This window comes from Providencia sp. PROV255 (assembly GCF_028478065.1).
Taxonomy (GTDB): Bacteria; Pseudomonadota; Gammaproteobacteria; order Enterobacterales; family Enterobacteriaceae; genus Providencia; species Providencia rettgeri.
In genome coordinates this window covers 60372-75496 of the sequence record NZ_JAMPMI010000013.1, presented here as the reverse complement: position 1 = coordinate 75496, position 15125 = coordinate 60372, and the positions used below count along the sequence as shown (strand labels likewise).

The window sequence follows — 15125 nt, the reverse complement described above, 5'->3', positions numbered from 1 at the left end:
ATGCCAACTATTGACTTAAGTTTATTACCGCCGCCGGATGTTGTGGAATCGCTTGATTTTGAGATTTTATTTGCAGAGCACAAGGCGACATTGATTGAAGCTACGCCAGAAGAACAGCGAGCCGCTATTGCGCGAACATTAGAATTAGAGTCTGAGCCGCTAGTTAAGCTATTACAAGTTAACTGTTACCGTGAGTTACTTTTGAGACAACGTGTGAATGAGGCGGCAAGGGCTTCAATGGTCGCGTTTGCAACAGGGGCAGACCTTGATCAGTTAGCCGCCAATAATGGCGTTAAGCGCTTGGTGCTATTTGCCGGTGATGAAACTGCTATTCCACCTATCGCGCCAGTGTATGAATCCGATTCTGATCTCCGTGTGCGTATACCTGGTGCATTTGAAGCGTTAAGTGTAGCGGGTCCAATTGGCAGTTATGAATATCATGCCCGTAGCGCCGATGGTCGTGTCGCCGATGCATCAGTAATTAGCCCAAAGCCAGCTTATGTCACTGTTACAGTGTTATCCCGTGAGGGGAACGGCACAGCACCGGCTGATTTGATTGAAAAAGTGAATGTGGCTTTAAACGATGAAGATGTTAGGCCAGTGGCTGACCGTGTGACCGTTCAATCTGCAGCGATAGTGAATTATGAAATTGAAGCGGTGATTTATTGCTATCCGGCGCCTGAATATGAACCTATCACCGAAGCGGCAGAGGCGCAATTAAAGCGCTATACCACACAACAACACCGGTTAGGCCGTGACATTGTACTGAGTGCTATTTATGCAGCCTTGCACGTTCAGGGTGTTCAGCGGGTCGAAATTAAGAAACCTACAGCAGATATTAAATTGGATAAAACGCAGGCCAGTTACTGCACAAATATTAATGTGATGTTAGGCGGTTCCGATGAGTAGCCAATTGTTGCCAGTTGGTTCATCACATCTAGAAATTGCAGCGGCAGAGGCTTGCGCTCAGCTTGAAAAAGTTCCTGTACCTATTCGTGAATTGTGGAACCCTGACCTATGCCCTGTACATTTACTTCCCTATTTAGCCTGGGCGTTCAGTGTTGACCGTTGGGATAAAAACTGGACTGAAAAAGCCAAGCGTGACGCGATTAAATCCGCGATGTTTATTCATAAACACAAAGGCACGATAGGGGCATTACGCCGTGTGGTTGAGCCATTGGGCTATTTAATTCGTGTTGTTGAATGGTGGAAAACCAACGAGACACCAGGCACGTTTCGCCTAGATATTGGGGTGCTTGAAACTGGTATTACCGAGGAAATGTATCAAGAGTTAGAAGCGTTAATTTTTGATGCTAAACCCGCTAGCCGTCACCTTGTCGGGTTAACGATTCAACTTGAAACACGCGGTAAGTTTTATTGTGCAGCTTCTAGCTATACCGGTGACTCACTCACTGTTTATGCCTATACACCGCCTTTGATTTCTGTATCTGGCCTTGATGTTCAAGGTGCTGCAGTACACCTGATTGACGAAATGAGGATTAACCCATTATGAAATATTTTGCATTACTGACTAAATTGGGTGAAAACCTACTCGCCCAGGCAACCGCACTGGGTACAAAGCTTGAATTAACACATATGGCGGTGGGTGATGGTGGCGGTAAATTACCAACCCCTGATACCAATCAAACAAAACTGATCGCCGAGAAGCGCCGAGCGGCGATTAATACATTATTCATTGATGACAATAATAAAAATCAAATTGTTGCGGAACAAATTATTCCTGAAAAAGAGGGCGGTTGGTGGATACGTGAAATCGGTTTGTTTGATAAGGCGGGTAATTTAGTTGCAGTAGCGAACTGCCCTGAAACGTATAAGCCACAGCTTGCCGAGGGTTCAGGCCGTACGCAATCTATCCGAATGGTGTTGATTGTCAGCCACACTGAATCGGTCACGTTAAAAATTGACCCATCAGTCGTACTGGCAACCCGCGAGTATGTGAACACTGAAATCACCGTGCTAGATAAAAAAATTGATGCTCTATCAGCACAAACCAAATTGGATTTAACTAAAAAATTCGATAAAGCAAATATTTCTGACGTTAAAGGTAACGATACAGCTAAGGTTCCTAGTTTACATTTGTTCACTGGCGAGATTAGCAAGCTACAACCAAAAGGGGATTATGCCCCTGCGGGCTACAGCTATTCTAAATCAGAGTCAGATGCACAATATGCGACAAATACGGCATTAACCAACGGACTGGGGGAAAAGCTTGATAAAGAAGGCGGAACAATAAGTGGTGCACTTGCAGTTTTAGGCACGCTTAGCTCGTCAGGTGGTTACATTACATCACAAATATCCGGTGGCACTGCAATACAGCTAGATAATCGAGGCTCAGTTGCAACAATACGCAGCAGAAGCAAAGATAATATTTGGTATAATCATGTTATTCCAGAGTCAAACGGAACATTGGTGCAAGTTGGAGATTTCGGTGTTGGTAGCCAATCTCTGTATGCAAATATAGACAATACAAGACCTTACATTACAGGTTTTCGCACATTTGATGCATCACTAACGAATACGATTAATAAAAATTTAATCGGATTTTGCTTGTCTTGGGCTGCTAATGGGGCAGGGAGAGCGAATAAAGTGCTTGCGTGTGAAGGCGGAAATGCTGCATATCCGAATTGGTATTCTCTATCGTATACGAGCAATGAGTCCGTTCCATTTACGCAAATGTTTTACACAACGGCGAATACCCAAGCAGACCATAACGGTAATGTGAAAATCCCCGGCTATCTTGAGCGTAGCGATTACCCTGTAGGATGCCCAATCCCATGGCCTCAAGCCGCTTCACCCGCTGGATATTTAATTTGTAACGGTCAGTCATTCAATAAAACCACTTACCCACTTCTAGCGAAAGCTTACCCTACAGGGGTTTTGCCTGATTTGCGTGGTGAATTCCTTCGTGGTCTTGATGCTGGGCGGGGAATTGATGTGGGGCGTACTTTTTTATCTTCGCAACTTGATGAGAATAAAGAACATAATCATAACATTGTCTTAAAGAGAGGTAGCGGTAACGGTAGTAATGATACTCATGCAATTCGAACACTGGCGACGAATGTTTCAGATGCAACATATACAACTGAAAATTCAGGCGGCAAAGAAAGTCGCCCTCGCAACATTGCATTTTTATATATCGTGAGAGCAGCATAATGAAAAACTATAAATTAGATATTGAACAAGCCGAAATTGGCAACAATGGTTTAGCAACAAAAGCGGGTTGGATTAAAGTTTATATCGCAGACCCACAAACGCGCGAATATTTAAGCGCGAGCATGGAAAATATTTATTTTGATGTAAGTGTGTCGGCTGGCGCTTATATTGACGCGCCAGACTTACCCACTAAAGCCGGTTTTGCAGTGGTGCGTAGTGAAGATAGTGCTAAGTGGGAAATTGTCACAGATAACAGAGGGAAAACAGCCTACCACACGGAAACTCGCCAACCTCTGGAAATTGATTTTATTGGTGACTTGCCAGCAAGTTTAACGTTGTTAGAGCCTAAAACTGAATTTGACAAGTGGGATGGTAAAAAGTGGGAAACAGATACCGAAGCACAAAAAGCGGTATTGGTTTCACAAGCAGAGCAGGAAAAGGCACAGCGATTAGATGAAGCGAATAGCACTATCACGTATTTGCAAGATGCCATTGAAGTTGGTCTTGACGACGACGATTACGACGCAAAATTGAAAGCGTGGAAAACATACCGTGTTTATCTCAATCGTGTTGATACTTCCCTCGCCCCTGACATTGATTGGCCTGTGAAACCTGCATAAAAAAAGGGGCTTTAGCCCCTTAACTATTTATAAACTAAAGTGAAAGTATATCGTTTAAATCCATGCCGGCTAGTTTCTCTCTCGAATCCTCATTTACCCTGGTCAACGTAATCGTAAATTCGATTCGCTTAGCTTTACCATCACCGAAAAATAGCGTTCTGCCCTCGCTCATGCTATCCATAACATACATACCATAAATTAAGCCTGTGCCCTCAATCAGTGGATAAGGGCGCCCGCGATAAGCGGATGTGCGTAATAGTTCCAGGGAAATATCACCGCCGGTCACTTCGGGTACCAATACACCGGTTAATGTGATCTTATCTTCACCGGCGCCAATGTATTGATACGATGCCGAACGACCAATCAGGTCATTTTTGGCATAGCGCCAATTCATTGAACGTTGTAAGTTTTGATACGGTATGGTTTCTAACATAAAAACAAACATACCAAAAATCATCATCATAATGATTATCCTATATCGGTTAAGAGAGAACGCCGGCGCGTATCCGTTTCACGTTTAAGTTTTTCCAGTTCCTGGCGAACAATGGAGGCGATACTTTTGGCATCTTTCATATCAACACCGTGAAAATGAAATTCGTATTTATCCCCATCCTGCTTAATATCTTGCTTAACAGGGCGCTGCATTTCCATTTTAGCCGGTGCAACGTCAGAAGCTGAGAGCACATTAGGTACTGATACCCCGCGCACAGTTGGGTCTTGGTAAAGTCCATCGACCGCTTTAATGGCTGGGAAGTTTTTAAAAACAATTTCGCCCAGTTTATTTGGGTCCCGTACTTCTTTATCGGGCGTAGAGATACCGCCACCACTAGAACCTTTGTTTTTGGCTTCGCCAGGGTTGTAAACATCGGTTCCAAATTCAGGTACTTTTACTTTTGGTGGTGTGATATTGCCATTTTCGACATTTTCATTGTGCTTTGCTGTCTCTTGATTGGTTTTGGCTTGCTCCTGGTTTCCTGCTTTGATAACGGCAGCGATGCCCTGCAGCGGTGAGCTAAACGAATCCATGACCGCTTTGGTTTCCGCTGTCAGTTCAACCGGCTTCATTTTATTAATTTGGTTTACCGTATCACTGGCAACCTGCGGCGCCATGCCTAGCGCTTCAAGTATCCAGTTAATCCCTTTGGCAACCATCGTTATCGGTGTCATCAATGCCGAAATAGCGAATCCGACAACTTCACCAAAGGTTTTACCCGCCTCAGTACAATCTTTTAATGCTTCATCGGAGGCCTTAATAGGCGCAAATAATTCAGTTAACCATTGCCACGCTTTTTTAATCGCGTTCCAAATTGCATCGAAAAGAGGGGCAACGGCAGAAAATGCACCACTAAATGCCTCTCTTATTGGGGCAAGGCCAATCATAAGCCCATCAAAGAAACCACTAAAGAAAGCCTTGATGTGATCCCAATACTTATAAATAGTGAGGGCAGCAATGACTAGGGCGGTAACAACTAAGCCAATTGGGCCAAACATTGTTGTTAATGCAATGCGTGCAATAGAGCTGCCGATTTTTATCACATTGAAGAAATTAGAGAATGCACCTTGAGCACCTAATAGGCCTTGCCCACCAGTTAAGAGTGTGAGGCTTAAACGCAAGGCAGCAAATGGAAGCATCACTGCGGCGGCGCCAATTGCCAATGTTCCTAATGCTGCAGTCAGACCAGCAATGATGAGTCCGGCTTTTATCAACATAGAAGTTAATTGCGGGTGCGCTTGCATCCACTTGCCAATACTGGCGACAGTGTTGGTTATGCCTTGGGTCAAGCTACGTAGCGGGGAATCAACGCTTTCTTGCATTTGAATGCCGAGATCTTCCCAGGCTGATTCCAGTTGTTTCAAGTCACCTTTTAAGTTATCAATTTTTATTTTTGCATTTTTATCGGCTTCGCCAAGTGCGCCTTGGTTGGCTTTGAGAAGTTCGTCATATCGCCCGCTGAGAGTGGCATCAATGACGGCGCCCATACCCACCATCGCCTCTTCACCGAAAATGTCTTTTTTAATGCGGATCTGGCTAGCCTGGTCATATTTCCGCAGCGCCTTACCCACATCTTTTAAAATATCACCGGTATCACGTAATTTACCGTTGGCATCCTTTACAGAAACGCCCAGGGCACTCATAGCGGCTTGCCCTTTGCCTAATGGGGCTACGAGTCGAGATAAGCCCGCTCGCAAGGATGTACCCGCCATAGAGCCACGAATACCGTTATCTGCCATTGTGCCCGCCATTGCTGCCATGCTTTCAAGGCTAACGCCAAGTTGTGCAGCAACGGGGCCAGCATACGTCATCGTTTCGCCGAGCATTCGTAAGTCGGTATTGCTTCGGGTGAATGTGGCGGTAAGGACGTCTGATACACGGTTCATTTGGTCAGCATCAAGCTTGAACTGTGTCAGAACGTTAGAGCCAATGTCTGAGGCTTCGCCGAGATCCATATCACCGGCTAAACCCATATTTAAAACACCAGGCAAAGCGGATTTAATGGCCTCGGGGGTAAAGCCTGCCATTGCTAGAAACTTTTGGCCGGAGGCAACATCCGTTGATGTATAAGCTGTACTTGCGCCAAGTTCACGCGCTTGTTGGCGTAGCATCGCCAGTTGAGGCGAATTTTTATCTAGTCGGGTGAGGGCTTGAACACCTGACATACCCTCGTCAAAATCACGACCAGGTGCCATGACGCGCGAGGCTGCATAAAGCGCCCCGCCACCAGTAGCAACCGCAGTTGCACCGCCCATTGCTAACTTATTACGGGCTTCTTTGGCTTTTTGATATTGATATTGTGCGCGAGTTACAGCCGTAAGCCGTTGCCGCTGCATGTCAAGTTGTCGGTTATATGCTTCTGTTCGTCTAGTGATTTGGGCGGTAGCGTTATCGCTATTGCGAATAGAAATACCGTGTCGGTATAGCTGTGCTGCAGTCGCTTGTAACTTTCGTTTTTCACTATCCAGTGAGCGGCCTAGACGGTCACGGGCAAGCCTCGCTTGATCGAGTGCGCGTTTTTGTTCTTCGGTACGTTGATTTAATGCGGGGTAACTATCACGTAGTGCCTTAACTTTCGTTTTTGCTTCTTCATACGCCGTATTGTTGCGTTTAACAGACTGTGACAGTCGGTCAAATGTACTAGCTTGGCTTGCCAGGTTTCGAATACTGTTTTGTGTGGCCCTGATTTGAGAAGCAAAACCGGCAGCGCTGCGTTGTGCAGCACTAACCGGTGATGTAAGACGATTTACGGCGCTGAGAGATACCCGAATGTTGAGATTGCGATCTGTCATTCGTTTTGTCCTATGCGAGCCGCCGCGAGCCTATGCCACTTTATCAATTCTGAAATTGTCATTTCATCAAAAGAAGCCGGAGGCCAGTGAAACACCATCGCAATATCGGCGATGATGTCATCAATATCGATTGCGGGTATTTCGGGGATTAGTTTTCCTGTGCGTCCGTCTCTTCGAGTGGGGCACTCGGCGCTAAAAAAGTGGCGACCTCATTGGCTAACTGAGCAAAACAATCAATTGGCATTGAGGCAATGTCATGTTCCGTGAGGCGAGGTTGAGTGACGCGAGGTAACAGCGTGATCAGTGAGTTAACATCACCGGTTGCGACTTCCCACAATTTTAAACCACGCAATGCACCCGCTTGGCGCATTGTATCTGTGATCGTGACTTCTGTAATTTCACGTCCACCTTGGATTTGTACAGGGCTATTAAATTTAACAATAGACATTATTTATTCTCCAACAAAAGAGGGTATTAGCGCCACGCATGACGCTATCAAAAATCAGTGACCAATATTGGCGCGGTGCTCGGCAAGGCGGTCTGTACCGCCAACAATCCATTTCATATTGAGCAAATCAATCTCAATAAGCGTTTCACCATCTGCAGTGATCTTGCAGTAGGTATTTTTCAGCGTGTATTTATGCTGAGTGTTATCACCCGCTTTTGCGGTTCCCTGGTCAAGTTCGTTGAAGCGTCCACGGGTTTGAAGCTCATAAGCCGTGGTTTCACCCGTTGAATCATCGTAGTAAGAGCCAGCGAAACGGAACTGTGTACCGTCAATCGTGCCGCCCCAATCTTTGATAAGTTCAATATTTAACCCACCCATCGTGATATCCATATCTAACGCTCCCGCTTCAAAGCCGAATTGCGGTGCAACGGCGCCGAGCATTCCCCCACCTTGGTAATCTTCCGTTTTTAACGTAAGTTTCGGGGGCGTGACCTCTTCTACTTGTCCAAGGTAGGTTTGACCATTAATGAAAAGGTCAAACAGATAGAGTTTTTTAGGCATTCCCATGTGTTACGCTCCTGAGCCTAATTGGTCGAATACGGCGAAATACTCATCGGTGAATGTCTGCTCTAATCCAAGACGCTCAAGCGGTGGTACTGGCGTATATTTATATTTAATGATGGCGTGACCATCACGTAATTGTGTGGTTGGGTTTGCTGATGGGTCATACCAGCAATTAAAACCAAGTAGGCGACCTTGTGTAACCAGTTGATCCCCTTTCTTTTGAATGCCGTCAATCACATCTTTTATCAATGATGGAGTAAGTGGCTTATCAACATACGCAAAATGCGCCTCTGCGATCATTTCAGCTAAGATTTGCGCCGTGCGGGTATATACTTCAAAAACATAAATATCTTCATCGCACGTACGGTTGCCCCAAAAACGATAACCTTGGTACTTAATTAAGGTGGTGATGCCTTTTTCGTTAAGGTCGTTTGAGTCAGTGTCTTTGTCTTGCAATGACCAGTAAACATCAGCAGAGATGCCGAGAACGCCATTAACCGGCACGTTAGAAAGTGATTTATGCCAACCTTGCTCATCATCAATACGAGCACGTAAGCCTGCAGCAATAGCCGGTGCCGCAATCACTTCATTTTTACCTGTTTCAGTGTTGAACCCTAAGTAATCAGGGTAAATCACCATGACTTCACGCTGACTAAAGTCTTTGCGGTATTCTTTCGCCTCTGAAATGGTGACGCAGCCATTTGCAGAAACATAAGCAAACGCTTTGAGCTTTTCGGCAAAGATAGCCATTTGCAGCGCAACGGGTTTAGTGTCTAGCCAAGGTGTAATAAGAATGCGTGGCTGTTCATCCACTTTCGCTTTAGCAGTTAACCAGGCATACATACCGGTGTAGCGTCCGTCTGCACCATTGCCACCAATCACAAGCTGGTCTTGTGTTTTTGTTTCGCCATTTTCGGGCTTCACATTGGCAGCATCGGCAACACGAATAACAACCACTTTAGGGCTGCACTGGTCAGAAATCGCTTTGAGCGTTTTATACAATGTGCCAGTTTTACCAGCTTTACCTAACACATTATTAATACGCGTAATTAATACGGGCGTATCGAGAGGAAACAAGCTTTCATCCGCATCATCACCCGTACAGACAACACCAATGGTTGAGGTGTTTAAGTCACGAATTAATGTGGTGAGTTTTGTTGTCTCTTTGACTTCCACGCCGTGATGATAAGTCATAATTGAGCCTCACTAGAATAATATCAGTCACACTATTGTCTTAATAAAAACCTGTAAAATCATGCGGTTTGACTTGTCACATTCACACGACAAGGAAAAGCTATACCAACTCGCGCGCGCGATGTGGGAAAGTGTCGGCATACGGGGAGAGGATTATGTTTGAGCAATATTTTGATTCTGAGCTAGTGAAACAACCGGCGTTTGATATCACGATAGGTGGTAAGCAAATACTGAGTTTGAATGACCGGCTAATTGGTCTGACGATAACCGACAATCGCGGGTTTGAAGCTGACACGCTGGAAATCACCATTGATGACACTGACGGAAAAATAGAACTGCCGCCGCGCGGTGTTGAGGTCAGTATCGCAATTGGTTGGCTAAGAGAGCCATTGATACACAAAGGTATTTTTACTGTTGATGAAATCAGCCATAGTGGGGCACCTGACCAGGTGATCATCACAGCCAGGTCTGCAGACTTTCGCCAAGAATTTAACGTTAAGCGCGAATATAGCTGGCATGATATCAAAGTCGGTAAAGTTGTGAGTGCTATCGCGGGGCGCTATAACTTAACACCTGCAGTCAGTAAACAGTTAATTGATATTGAAATCGACCACGCAGACCAAACAAACGAGAGCGATATTAGTTTTTTATCCCGTATGGCTGAAATGCTCGGGGCCATTGCGACGATTAAAAATGGTAACTTACTGTTTATTATTCCTAACCGTGGGCTAACACAAAGCGGAACGCCAATACCCGAAGTAGTGATTAAGCGTGATGTGGGCGACAAGCACAGCTTTCGAGTGGCAGACCGTGACGCATACACTGGCGTTAAAGCCAATTGGTTAGATTTGAATTTTGGTAAAAAGCCCGCAACGAGTGTTAAGCGAAAAAAGAAAAAAACGACCAAGCCAAAAAAAGAGAAAAAGGCGAAATCCAGCAGTAAAGAGGGCGAGTATTTAGAGGGGGCTGAGGGTAATGTTTATGTATTACGCCAGACCTATAAGACCGAAGAGACCGCAAAACGGGCAGCAGCGGCGAAGTGGTTAAAACTGCAAAGAGGTGCAGCAGAATTTAACATTACCCTAGCAAGAGGGCGCGCCGATTTATACCCAGAAATGCCAGCGGCGGTGGTTGGTTTTAAAACGGTTATTGATAGCCACCGGTGGATCATTTCTCGCGTGGTACATCAAATCAGTGATAACGGGTTTCAAACGCAATTAGAATTAGAGTTAAAAATTGATAATGACAATATGGTAGACGGTGATAATTCAGCCACCTAGCTAGGTGGCTGAATGTGATGACTATTCGGGGGTTGATTGTTTTTTTTCTTTTTTATCCGTTGTTTGATTTTTTATTGTTGATATTACATTATCAATTACAGACTCTCGTATTTTCTCAAGAGCATCAAGATCATTTTTTATATGGTTTTTATCTAAATCATTTAATGGCGACTCTGTAAGTATTTCAATAGTTTTTAATACATATTCTGTTTGCCCTTCATCATTTGAAGACTTATCGATTTGCTTTTTAAAGCCGGTCAGTGATAGAGCTAAAGTTTTCTTGTAGGCGTAAGAGTCCGCAATATTTTTTCTTTTGACATATTGTCGCATTGAGAAAATAAGTGAAGAAAATAATATTGGTAGAGTTAAAATTTTAAGTGTGAAAGCCTCCCAAGTTAAACCTTTAATATAATATGTTAAAATAACTAAAATGAGCGAAGCTAAAAGAAGGCAGCCGGAAAGAAATAACCACCAAAAAGCTGCATCATTTTCTTTTTTCTCTTGATTGTTTAAATGCTTTGCTATAGATGATCCGCTAAGAATTTTTATTGTGTCTCTTGCGTCAGTTAATATTTCTTCTATTTTTTCTTTTCTATTATCTACGTAGTCATTTATGTTTTTTAAGTCTTCTCCTGCTTTATTTATTTCTTCAATTGAGTTTAATGCTTTGTCAATAGAATCCTTATTTTCCTTAAGGCGAGTAGCTTCACCATCTAAAAAAGATGATAATGTTTTAAAGGTATTTAACTTTGTGCTAGATTCATTTAGCACATCACTCACCTCTTTGAATCTTTTATCTAAATCACCTTTTGCCTCATGGTACTGCTCCATTACCATATTAAAATTAATTTGTTTAGTTTGAAATTCATCTAATTCCTGTTTGTTTTCTATTAACTTAAATAATAATGATTGGTACTCTTCTTTATTTTCAGATAGTGAATTAAAAAAATCTATATTTCCATTTTCAATATAAGGGTTTATCACACTTTGTGCTTTTTTAATATTATTAAAATCATATATGAAAAAAACCTCAGATAAACACATGATTAAATTGTTTATTAAACGTTCATTTTTTCCATATAATTCTAGTAGGTCATATTCGATTACTATTTCTTTTAAACTATTTGCAGATGTCTTACATATTATTCTATCCTCTGTGTATGTTGCTGTTTTTAGTGTTTTAGGGCTTAATTCATTTATGCGATTAATTGAACTGTGTAATGAATCAGAGTTTTTATACACTATTTTTAACATACTTTTAGCTGTATATAACAATTTTTTTAGACTGTAATAACTAATTTTTAGATTGAAATCTTCAGTCTTATAAGCTTGATTTAAAAAATCACGAGATATTTTTAATCGTTCAATATGATAAGATGGCGTTAACGCTAGTTCTTTTTGAATAAAACTATCTTTGAATTCGCTTGTGGAAAGGTCAATGATTGACTTAGGTACAGGAAATTTTTCATTGATACTTGAAAGTAGCTGAATTATATCAGATAGACAGCTTTTTAAACTTATTAAATCGTGCATTAATATTAATTCCAAATAAATGTTGAATAAACATAATATACAATAATAGAATGACCCTAGGCAAACCCAAGAACCAAGGCATTACAATGGCGTTTAATTGTCCAAAATGCGGCGCCGCATCTTACACTCGCACCAGTGAGCCAGTAACAGAAGAAACAAAACGCAGTTATCATCAATGTCAAAATGTTTTATGTGGCTGTACGTTCACGACATTACAAAGTGTCGAACGCTATTTAACGATACCCAACCCTCAACCATTACCTGCTGATTTTAAATTACCTGGTGATGCATTTCCGAAAAGCCACTATGGCGAGAATCAACTTTCGTTGCTGATATGAAAAGCAAACCCCTCAAATGAGGGGTTATTTATTAGGTTTTTTATAATCTGTATTTGGTTTCTTATCATCAGAATTAAATCTTGAATATAATTCTTTAAGTTGATTAGGTAGCTGTAGATCAATAATTTTTTCTGACGCTTCAATAAGTAATATTACTGGTACATATATGAAGTCAATGAAGTTATCAACTAATTCATTTAGTTGTAATGGCATTCCGATTCTACAATCACATGCGTGTCGAACCATACCAGACATTGTAATAGGTTTGAATATATTTGTATTAGAATAAATAGGAACAACTTTTTCAATATCTCCAATACTCCATGTGCTAGGCTGTATTGTTTGGTCATATAGATATGCATCTTCATGAAGTAAGCACAGAGATTTATACGGAAGCTTTAATTTGCAATTGGTATTATTTACTATATTAATTAAAGATTTTGGTTGCATGTAGCCATAGCAATAAAATTGCTCCCAAATGGCATACTTTTTGGACAAACAATGTTGTCTTTTTAGCTGGGAAGAAAAATGGCTTATGCCACTCTTCTTTTCTTTTTGATCCCATCTATTTCGTGGAATTTTTGCTTCAAATAAACAAACTTTACTGATTTTTTTGTCGTGGTCGACTAAAATTATACAAGCATCAGTGCCATGAGTGCGTTCTAAAGTAGCAGGAAGTGTTTGTGCTAATAATGTTGTATTCGCAAATAATCCTAATGTTTTATTCGGCTGAACAGAGTTTCGTATTTTAGATAACAATGAATAAGTATATTCATTTTCGGTGGTTATTAGATTTAATTCAAGTTCCTTCTGTGTTAATTGTTCACAATAATTTATGGTTTTTTTTAGATGTTCAATAAAATGTATATTGAATAGCCCCATTATAAATTTCCCAGATTAGTAACAATAGCATTGAGTATTAGCTTACAGCTAAAAAATAGTAAAGCCCTTCAAGAAACAAGGGCTTTGGTTAGATGTGGTCAATAATGGTCGATGTGGACGGTTGGTGGACAGTGGAAGTTATTAATTATTAAATAACAATTACTTATAATTCAATAATGAACACCATCCCTGTCTTTTATAGCCCCTTTTAGGGGCTTTTTTTTATAAATTATATCTTCAATTCTTTAAAAACAGTAACTTATCAATATTTAAAAGGCTATGAAAGTTCATCAAAGTTCGCCGAGGTGGACGGTAAGTGGACGGTCGCCTACGTCGATTTAATTGTTTTAGGTTGGGAAATGTGATGAATTAGCCAAATAATTCAGAATGAGAACCACAGCGAACTAATATGATTTCATTGGTTTGGTAGTTTATATCCCAAATTAATAAAAAATCGGGTTGTATGTGATATTCATAGCAAGGTCTCCAGTTTCCTTTTAAGGGATGAGGCAAATATTCTGCTGGAACAGAGCCAGTAATGCATAGGTGGTTATCGATTAGCTCTTTTAATAGCTGAGTATTTCTTTTTTTGTCAGATAACGACTTTTTTAAGTCTTTTTTGAATTGGGATTTAACGCGAATTTTCAGCATCGGACTTGCTCACTTGGCTAAATAAATCTTCAGCAGAGTCAAATGTTTCGTCTGTAGTTGGTGCATTAATAGCTTCTAATGTAATTGAGTTTGGTGTTTTTAACTCAATAGGAAAAGCTTGTCGCAATGATATTTGCTTGACGAAAATACGAATAGCATCAGACATGCTAATCCCTAATTCAGATAACACTGCTTCAGCATTTTCCCTGACTTTAGGCTCAATTCTGGCTCTGACAATATCTGTTTTATGTTGAGTACTGGCCATTACCGTTATCCTCTTCTTATGGTGAATGTTTGAATTGTGGCACGCATGGGCTACAATTTGAAATTGATTTTTAAAAAGGCGTTTTTTTGTTGAAAGTCTGCTATTTTCATTTCTCATTCTCACTATAAAAATAATGTATCCACCAAAGTAGGGTTCACCTTATGACTCAGATATTAACGACGCAAGATTATCGCAATATGCCTTGGAAAAATGGCCAGGGGTCGACACTTGAATTGGCGCGCAGCCATGGTGAAGGTTTAGATGATTTTGATTGGCGAGTGTCAATAGCAGATGTTAAAACGGCGGGCTCGTTTTCCTTTTTCCAAAATCGGCAACGTATTATTGGTGTATTGGAAGGAGAAGGACTTATTTTGCATGTAGATAAGAAACCGGCGGTGACCTTACAGCAAAAAGAATTTTTTGCTTTTAATGGGGAAAGCGAGGTTTATGCGGAACTCGTTCAAGGTGCAATTCGTGATTTTAATGTCATCTATAACCCTGAAAAATATCAGGCTCGTTTACAATGGGTGAATACTGCGTTCATTAATTCTTGGGTGAGTGGGGCTAGTGAGATCTTAATTTTTAATATTACACCTCGTTTGAGTATGAAAATTAATTCAGATTCCTTTTATTTAAAGCCATTTGACACTCTATTAATTAAAGAAAATCGAGAAGCTCTGCAATTTATTGTTGAAAAGAATACAGAAAATGATTTTTGTATTATTGAGTTATTTATTAAGTAGTTAGAGTGATTTTTTGGCCATTGCCCTAATGGCCATTTGCATGCAATCTGTATGTGTACCTATTATTGGAATAATATTCTGTCTATTTTGCAATTTTAATAAAAACGTTATCAAATTCATATATTGGATAATTATGGCTTTATTCCTA

At 41.3% G+C, this 15125-nt stretch carries 17 protein-coding genes; 7 read left to right on the top strand and 10 right to left on the bottom strand.

Annotation, left to right across the window (positions count from 1 at the left end):
- From PR725_RS15020 to PR725_RS15005, 4 genes are read left to right on the top strand one after another with little or no spacing between them, the layout of a single operon-like run.
- On the top strand, positions 1-909 hold the full coding sequence (locus PR725_RS15020; RefSeq protein ID WP_272569580.1) for a baseplate assembly protein: 909 nt from the start codon (positions 1-3) through the stop codon (positions 907-909).
- Positions 902-1513: a phage tail protein I gene (locus PR725_RS15015; protein ID WP_272569577.1), complete on the top strand. Its 612-nt coding sequence runs from the start codon at positions 902-904 to the stop codon at positions 1511-1513. The genes PR725_RS15020 and PR725_RS15015 overlap by 8 nt, the downstream gene beginning before the upstream one ends.
- Positions 1510-3174 carry a phage tail-collar fiber domain-containing protein gene (locus tag PR725_RS15010; protein WP_272569576.1) on the top strand — a complete coding sequence of 555 codons (1665 nt, stop codon included), beginning with the start codon at positions 1510-1512 and terminating at the stop codon, positions 3172-3174. Before PR725_RS15015 ends, PR725_RS15010 begins: the two co-directional genes overlap by 4 nt.
- Positions 3174-3794 carry a tail fiber assembly protein gene (locus PR725_RS15005; protein WP_272569574.1) on the top strand — a complete coding sequence of 207 codons (621 nt, stop codon included), beginning with the start codon at positions 3174-3176 and terminating at the stop codon, positions 3792-3794. Before PR725_RS15010 ends, PR725_RS15005 begins: the two co-directional genes overlap by 1 nt.
- A 34-nt stretch (positions 3795-3828) precedes the next feature.
- Here the strand turns inward: PR725_RS15005 and PR725_RS15000 are convergent, their stop codons facing one another.
- From PR725_RS15000 to PR725_RS14975, 6 genes are read right to left on the bottom strand one after another with little or no spacing between them, the layout of a single operon-like run.
- A complete protein-coding gene (locus tag PR725_RS15000) occupies positions 3829-4239 on the bottom strand; it encodes a phage tail protein (protein ID WP_331001556.1) in 411 nt (136 codons plus the stop codon).
- Positions 4240-4262: 23 nt separating this feature from the next.
- A complete protein-coding gene (locus PR725_RS14995) occupies positions 4263-7079 on the bottom strand; it encodes a phage tail tape measure protein (RefSeq protein ID WP_272569570.1) in 2817 nt (938 codons plus the stop codon).
- Positions 7076-7183, bottom strand: coding sequence for a GpE family phage tail protein (locus PR725_RS14990; protein WP_264967369.1), 108 nt, complete (start codon positions 7181-7183; stop codon positions 7076-7078). Before PR725_RS14990 ends, PR725_RS14995 begins: the two co-directional genes overlap by 4 nt.
- A 44-nt stretch (positions 7184-7227) precedes the next feature.
- On the bottom strand, positions 7228-7527 hold the full coding sequence (locus PR725_RS14985; protein ID WP_272569569.1) for a phage tail assembly protein: 300 nt from the start codon (positions 7525-7527) through the stop codon (positions 7228-7230).
- 54 nt (positions 7528-7581) lie between these two features.
- Complete coding sequence (locus PR725_RS14980; protein WP_272569568.1) at positions 7582-8094, bottom strand: phage major tail tube protein; 513 nt, start codon at positions 8092-8094, stop codon at positions 7582-7584.
- A gap of 3 nt (positions 8095-8097) precedes the next feature.
- Positions 8098-9285 (bottom strand): phage tail sheath subtilisin-like domain-containing protein, encoded by a 1188-nt coding sequence (locus PR725_RS14975; RefSeq protein ID WP_272569567.1) that lies wholly within the window; start codon positions 9283-9285, stop codon positions 8098-8100.
- A 155-nt stretch (positions 9286-9440) separates the two neighbouring features.
- On the opposite strand from PR725_RS14975, the gene PR725_RS14970 reads away from it, so the two are divergent.
- Positions 9441-10565 carry a phage late control D family protein gene (locus PR725_RS14970; protein ID WP_272569565.1) on the top strand — a complete coding sequence of 375 codons (1125 nt, stop codon included), beginning with the start codon at positions 9441-9443 and terminating at the stop codon, positions 10563-10565.
- Positions 10566-10586: 21 nt separating this feature from the next.
- Here PR725_RS14970 and PR725_RS14965 read toward each other — a convergent pair whose 3' ends face one another.
- The gene (locus PR725_RS14965; RefSeq protein ID WP_272569563.1) at positions 10587-12098 is read right to left on the bottom strand and encodes a coiled-coil domain-containing protein; all 1512 of its coding nucleotides are present in this window, start codon (positions 12096-12098) and stop codon (positions 10587-10589) included.
- 86 nt (positions 12099-12184) lie between these two features.
- Between PR725_RS14965 and PR725_RS14960 the strand changes: the two genes are divergently transcribed.
- Positions 12185-12436, top strand: a complete 252-nt coding sequence (locus PR725_RS14960; protein WP_112860265.1) for an ogr/Delta-like zinc finger family protein — start codon at positions 12185-12187, stop codon at positions 12434-12436.
- Between the two features lie 24 nt (positions 12437-12460).
- Here the strand turns inward: PR725_RS14960 and PR725_RS14955 are convergent, their stop codons facing one another.
- From PR725_RS14955 to PR725_RS14945, 3 genes are all read right to left on the bottom strand, one after another.
- Complete coding sequence (locus tag PR725_RS14955) at positions 12461-13318, bottom strand: hypothetical protein (protein WP_272569561.1); 858 nt, start codon at positions 13316-13318, stop codon at positions 12461-12463.
- 369 nt (positions 13319-13687) lie between these two features.
- Complete coding sequence (locus tag PR725_RS14950; RefSeq protein WP_109912959.1) at positions 13688-13969, bottom strand: type II toxin-antitoxin system YafQ family toxin; 282 nt, start codon at positions 13967-13969, stop codon at positions 13688-13690.
- On the bottom strand, positions 13950-14234 hold the full coding sequence (locus PR725_RS14945) for a type II toxin-antitoxin system RelB/DinJ family antitoxin (protein WP_102140619.1): 285 nt from the start codon (positions 14232-14234) through the stop codon (positions 13950-13952). The genes PR725_RS14950 and PR725_RS14945 overlap by 20 nt, the downstream gene beginning before the upstream one ends.
- A 161-nt stretch (positions 14235-14395) precedes the next feature.
- Here PR725_RS14945 and PR725_RS14940 point away from each other — a divergent pair, with 161 nt between their 5' ends.
- A complete protein-coding gene (locus tag PR725_RS14940) occupies positions 14396-14977 on the top strand; it encodes a HutD/Ves family protein (protein WP_117162998.1) in 582 nt (193 codons plus the stop codon).
- The last annotated feature ends 148 nt before the right edge of the window (positions 14978-15125 follow it).

What these genes read in the sequence shown, in the direction of transcription:
- PR725_RS15020 (WP_272569580.1), top strand. Translation starts at nt 1, where the DNA reads ATGCCAACTATTGACTTAAGTTTATTACCGCCGCCGGATGTTGTGGAA.
- PR725_RS15015 (WP_272569577.1), top strand. Translation starts at nt 902, where the DNA reads ATGAGTAGCCAATTGTTGCCAGTTGGTTCATCACATCTAGAAATTGCA.
- PR725_RS15010 (WP_272569576.1), top strand. Translation starts at nt 1,510, where the DNA reads ATGAAATATTTTGCATTACTGACTAAATTGGGTGAAAACCTACTCGCC.
- PR725_RS15005 (WP_272569574.1), top strand. Translation starts at nt 3,174, where the DNA reads ATGAAAAACTATAAATTAGATATTGAACAAGCCGAAATTGGCAACAAT.
- PR725_RS15000 (WP_331001556.1), bottom strand. Translation starts at nt 4,239, where the DNA reads ATGTTTGTTTTTATGTTAGAAACCATACCGTATCAAAACTTACAACGT.
- PR725_RS14995 (WP_272569570.1), bottom strand. Translation starts at nt 7,079, where the DNA reads ATGACAGATCGCAATCTCAACATTCGGGTATCTCTCAGCGCCGTAAAT.
- PR725_RS14985 (WP_272569569.1), bottom strand. Translation starts at nt 7,527, where the DNA reads ATGTCTATTGTTAAATTTAATAGCCCTGTACAAATCCAAGGTGGACGT.
- PR725_RS14980 (WP_272569568.1), bottom strand. Translation starts at nt 8,094, where the DNA reads ATGGGAATGCCTAAAAAACTCTATCTGTTTGACCTTTTCATTAATGGT.
- PR725_RS14975 (WP_272569567.1), bottom strand. Translation starts at nt 9,285, where the DNA reads ATGACTTATCATCACGGCGTGGAAGTCAAAGAGACAACAAAACTCACC.
- PR725_RS14970 (WP_272569565.1), top strand. Translation starts at nt 9,441, where the DNA reads ATGTTTGAGCAATATTTTGATTCTGAGCTAGTGAAACAACCGGCGTTT.
- PR725_RS14965 (WP_272569563.1), bottom strand. Translation starts at nt 12,098, where the DNA reads ATGCACGATTTAATAAGTTTAAAAAGCTGTCTATCTGATATAATTCAG.
- PR725_RS14960 (WP_112860265.1), top strand. Translation starts at nt 12,185, where the DNA reads ATGGCGTTTAATTGTCCAAAATGCGGCGCCGCATCTTACACTCGCACC.
- PR725_RS14955 (WP_272569561.1), bottom strand. Translation starts at nt 13,318, where the DNA reads ATGGGGCTATTCAATATACATTTTATTGAACATCTAAAAAAAACCATA.
- PR725_RS14950 (WP_109912959.1), bottom strand. Translation starts at nt 13,969, where the DNA reads ATGCTGAAAATTCGCGTTAAATCCCAATTCAAAAAAGACTTAAAAAAG.
- PR725_RS14945 (WP_102140619.1), bottom strand. Translation starts at nt 14,234, where the DNA reads ATGGCCAGTACTCAACATAAAACAGATATTGTCAGAGCCAGAATTGAG.
- PR725_RS14940 (WP_117162998.1), top strand. Translation starts at nt 14,396, where the DNA reads ATGACTCAGATATTAACGACGCAAGATTATCGCAATATGCCTTGGAAA.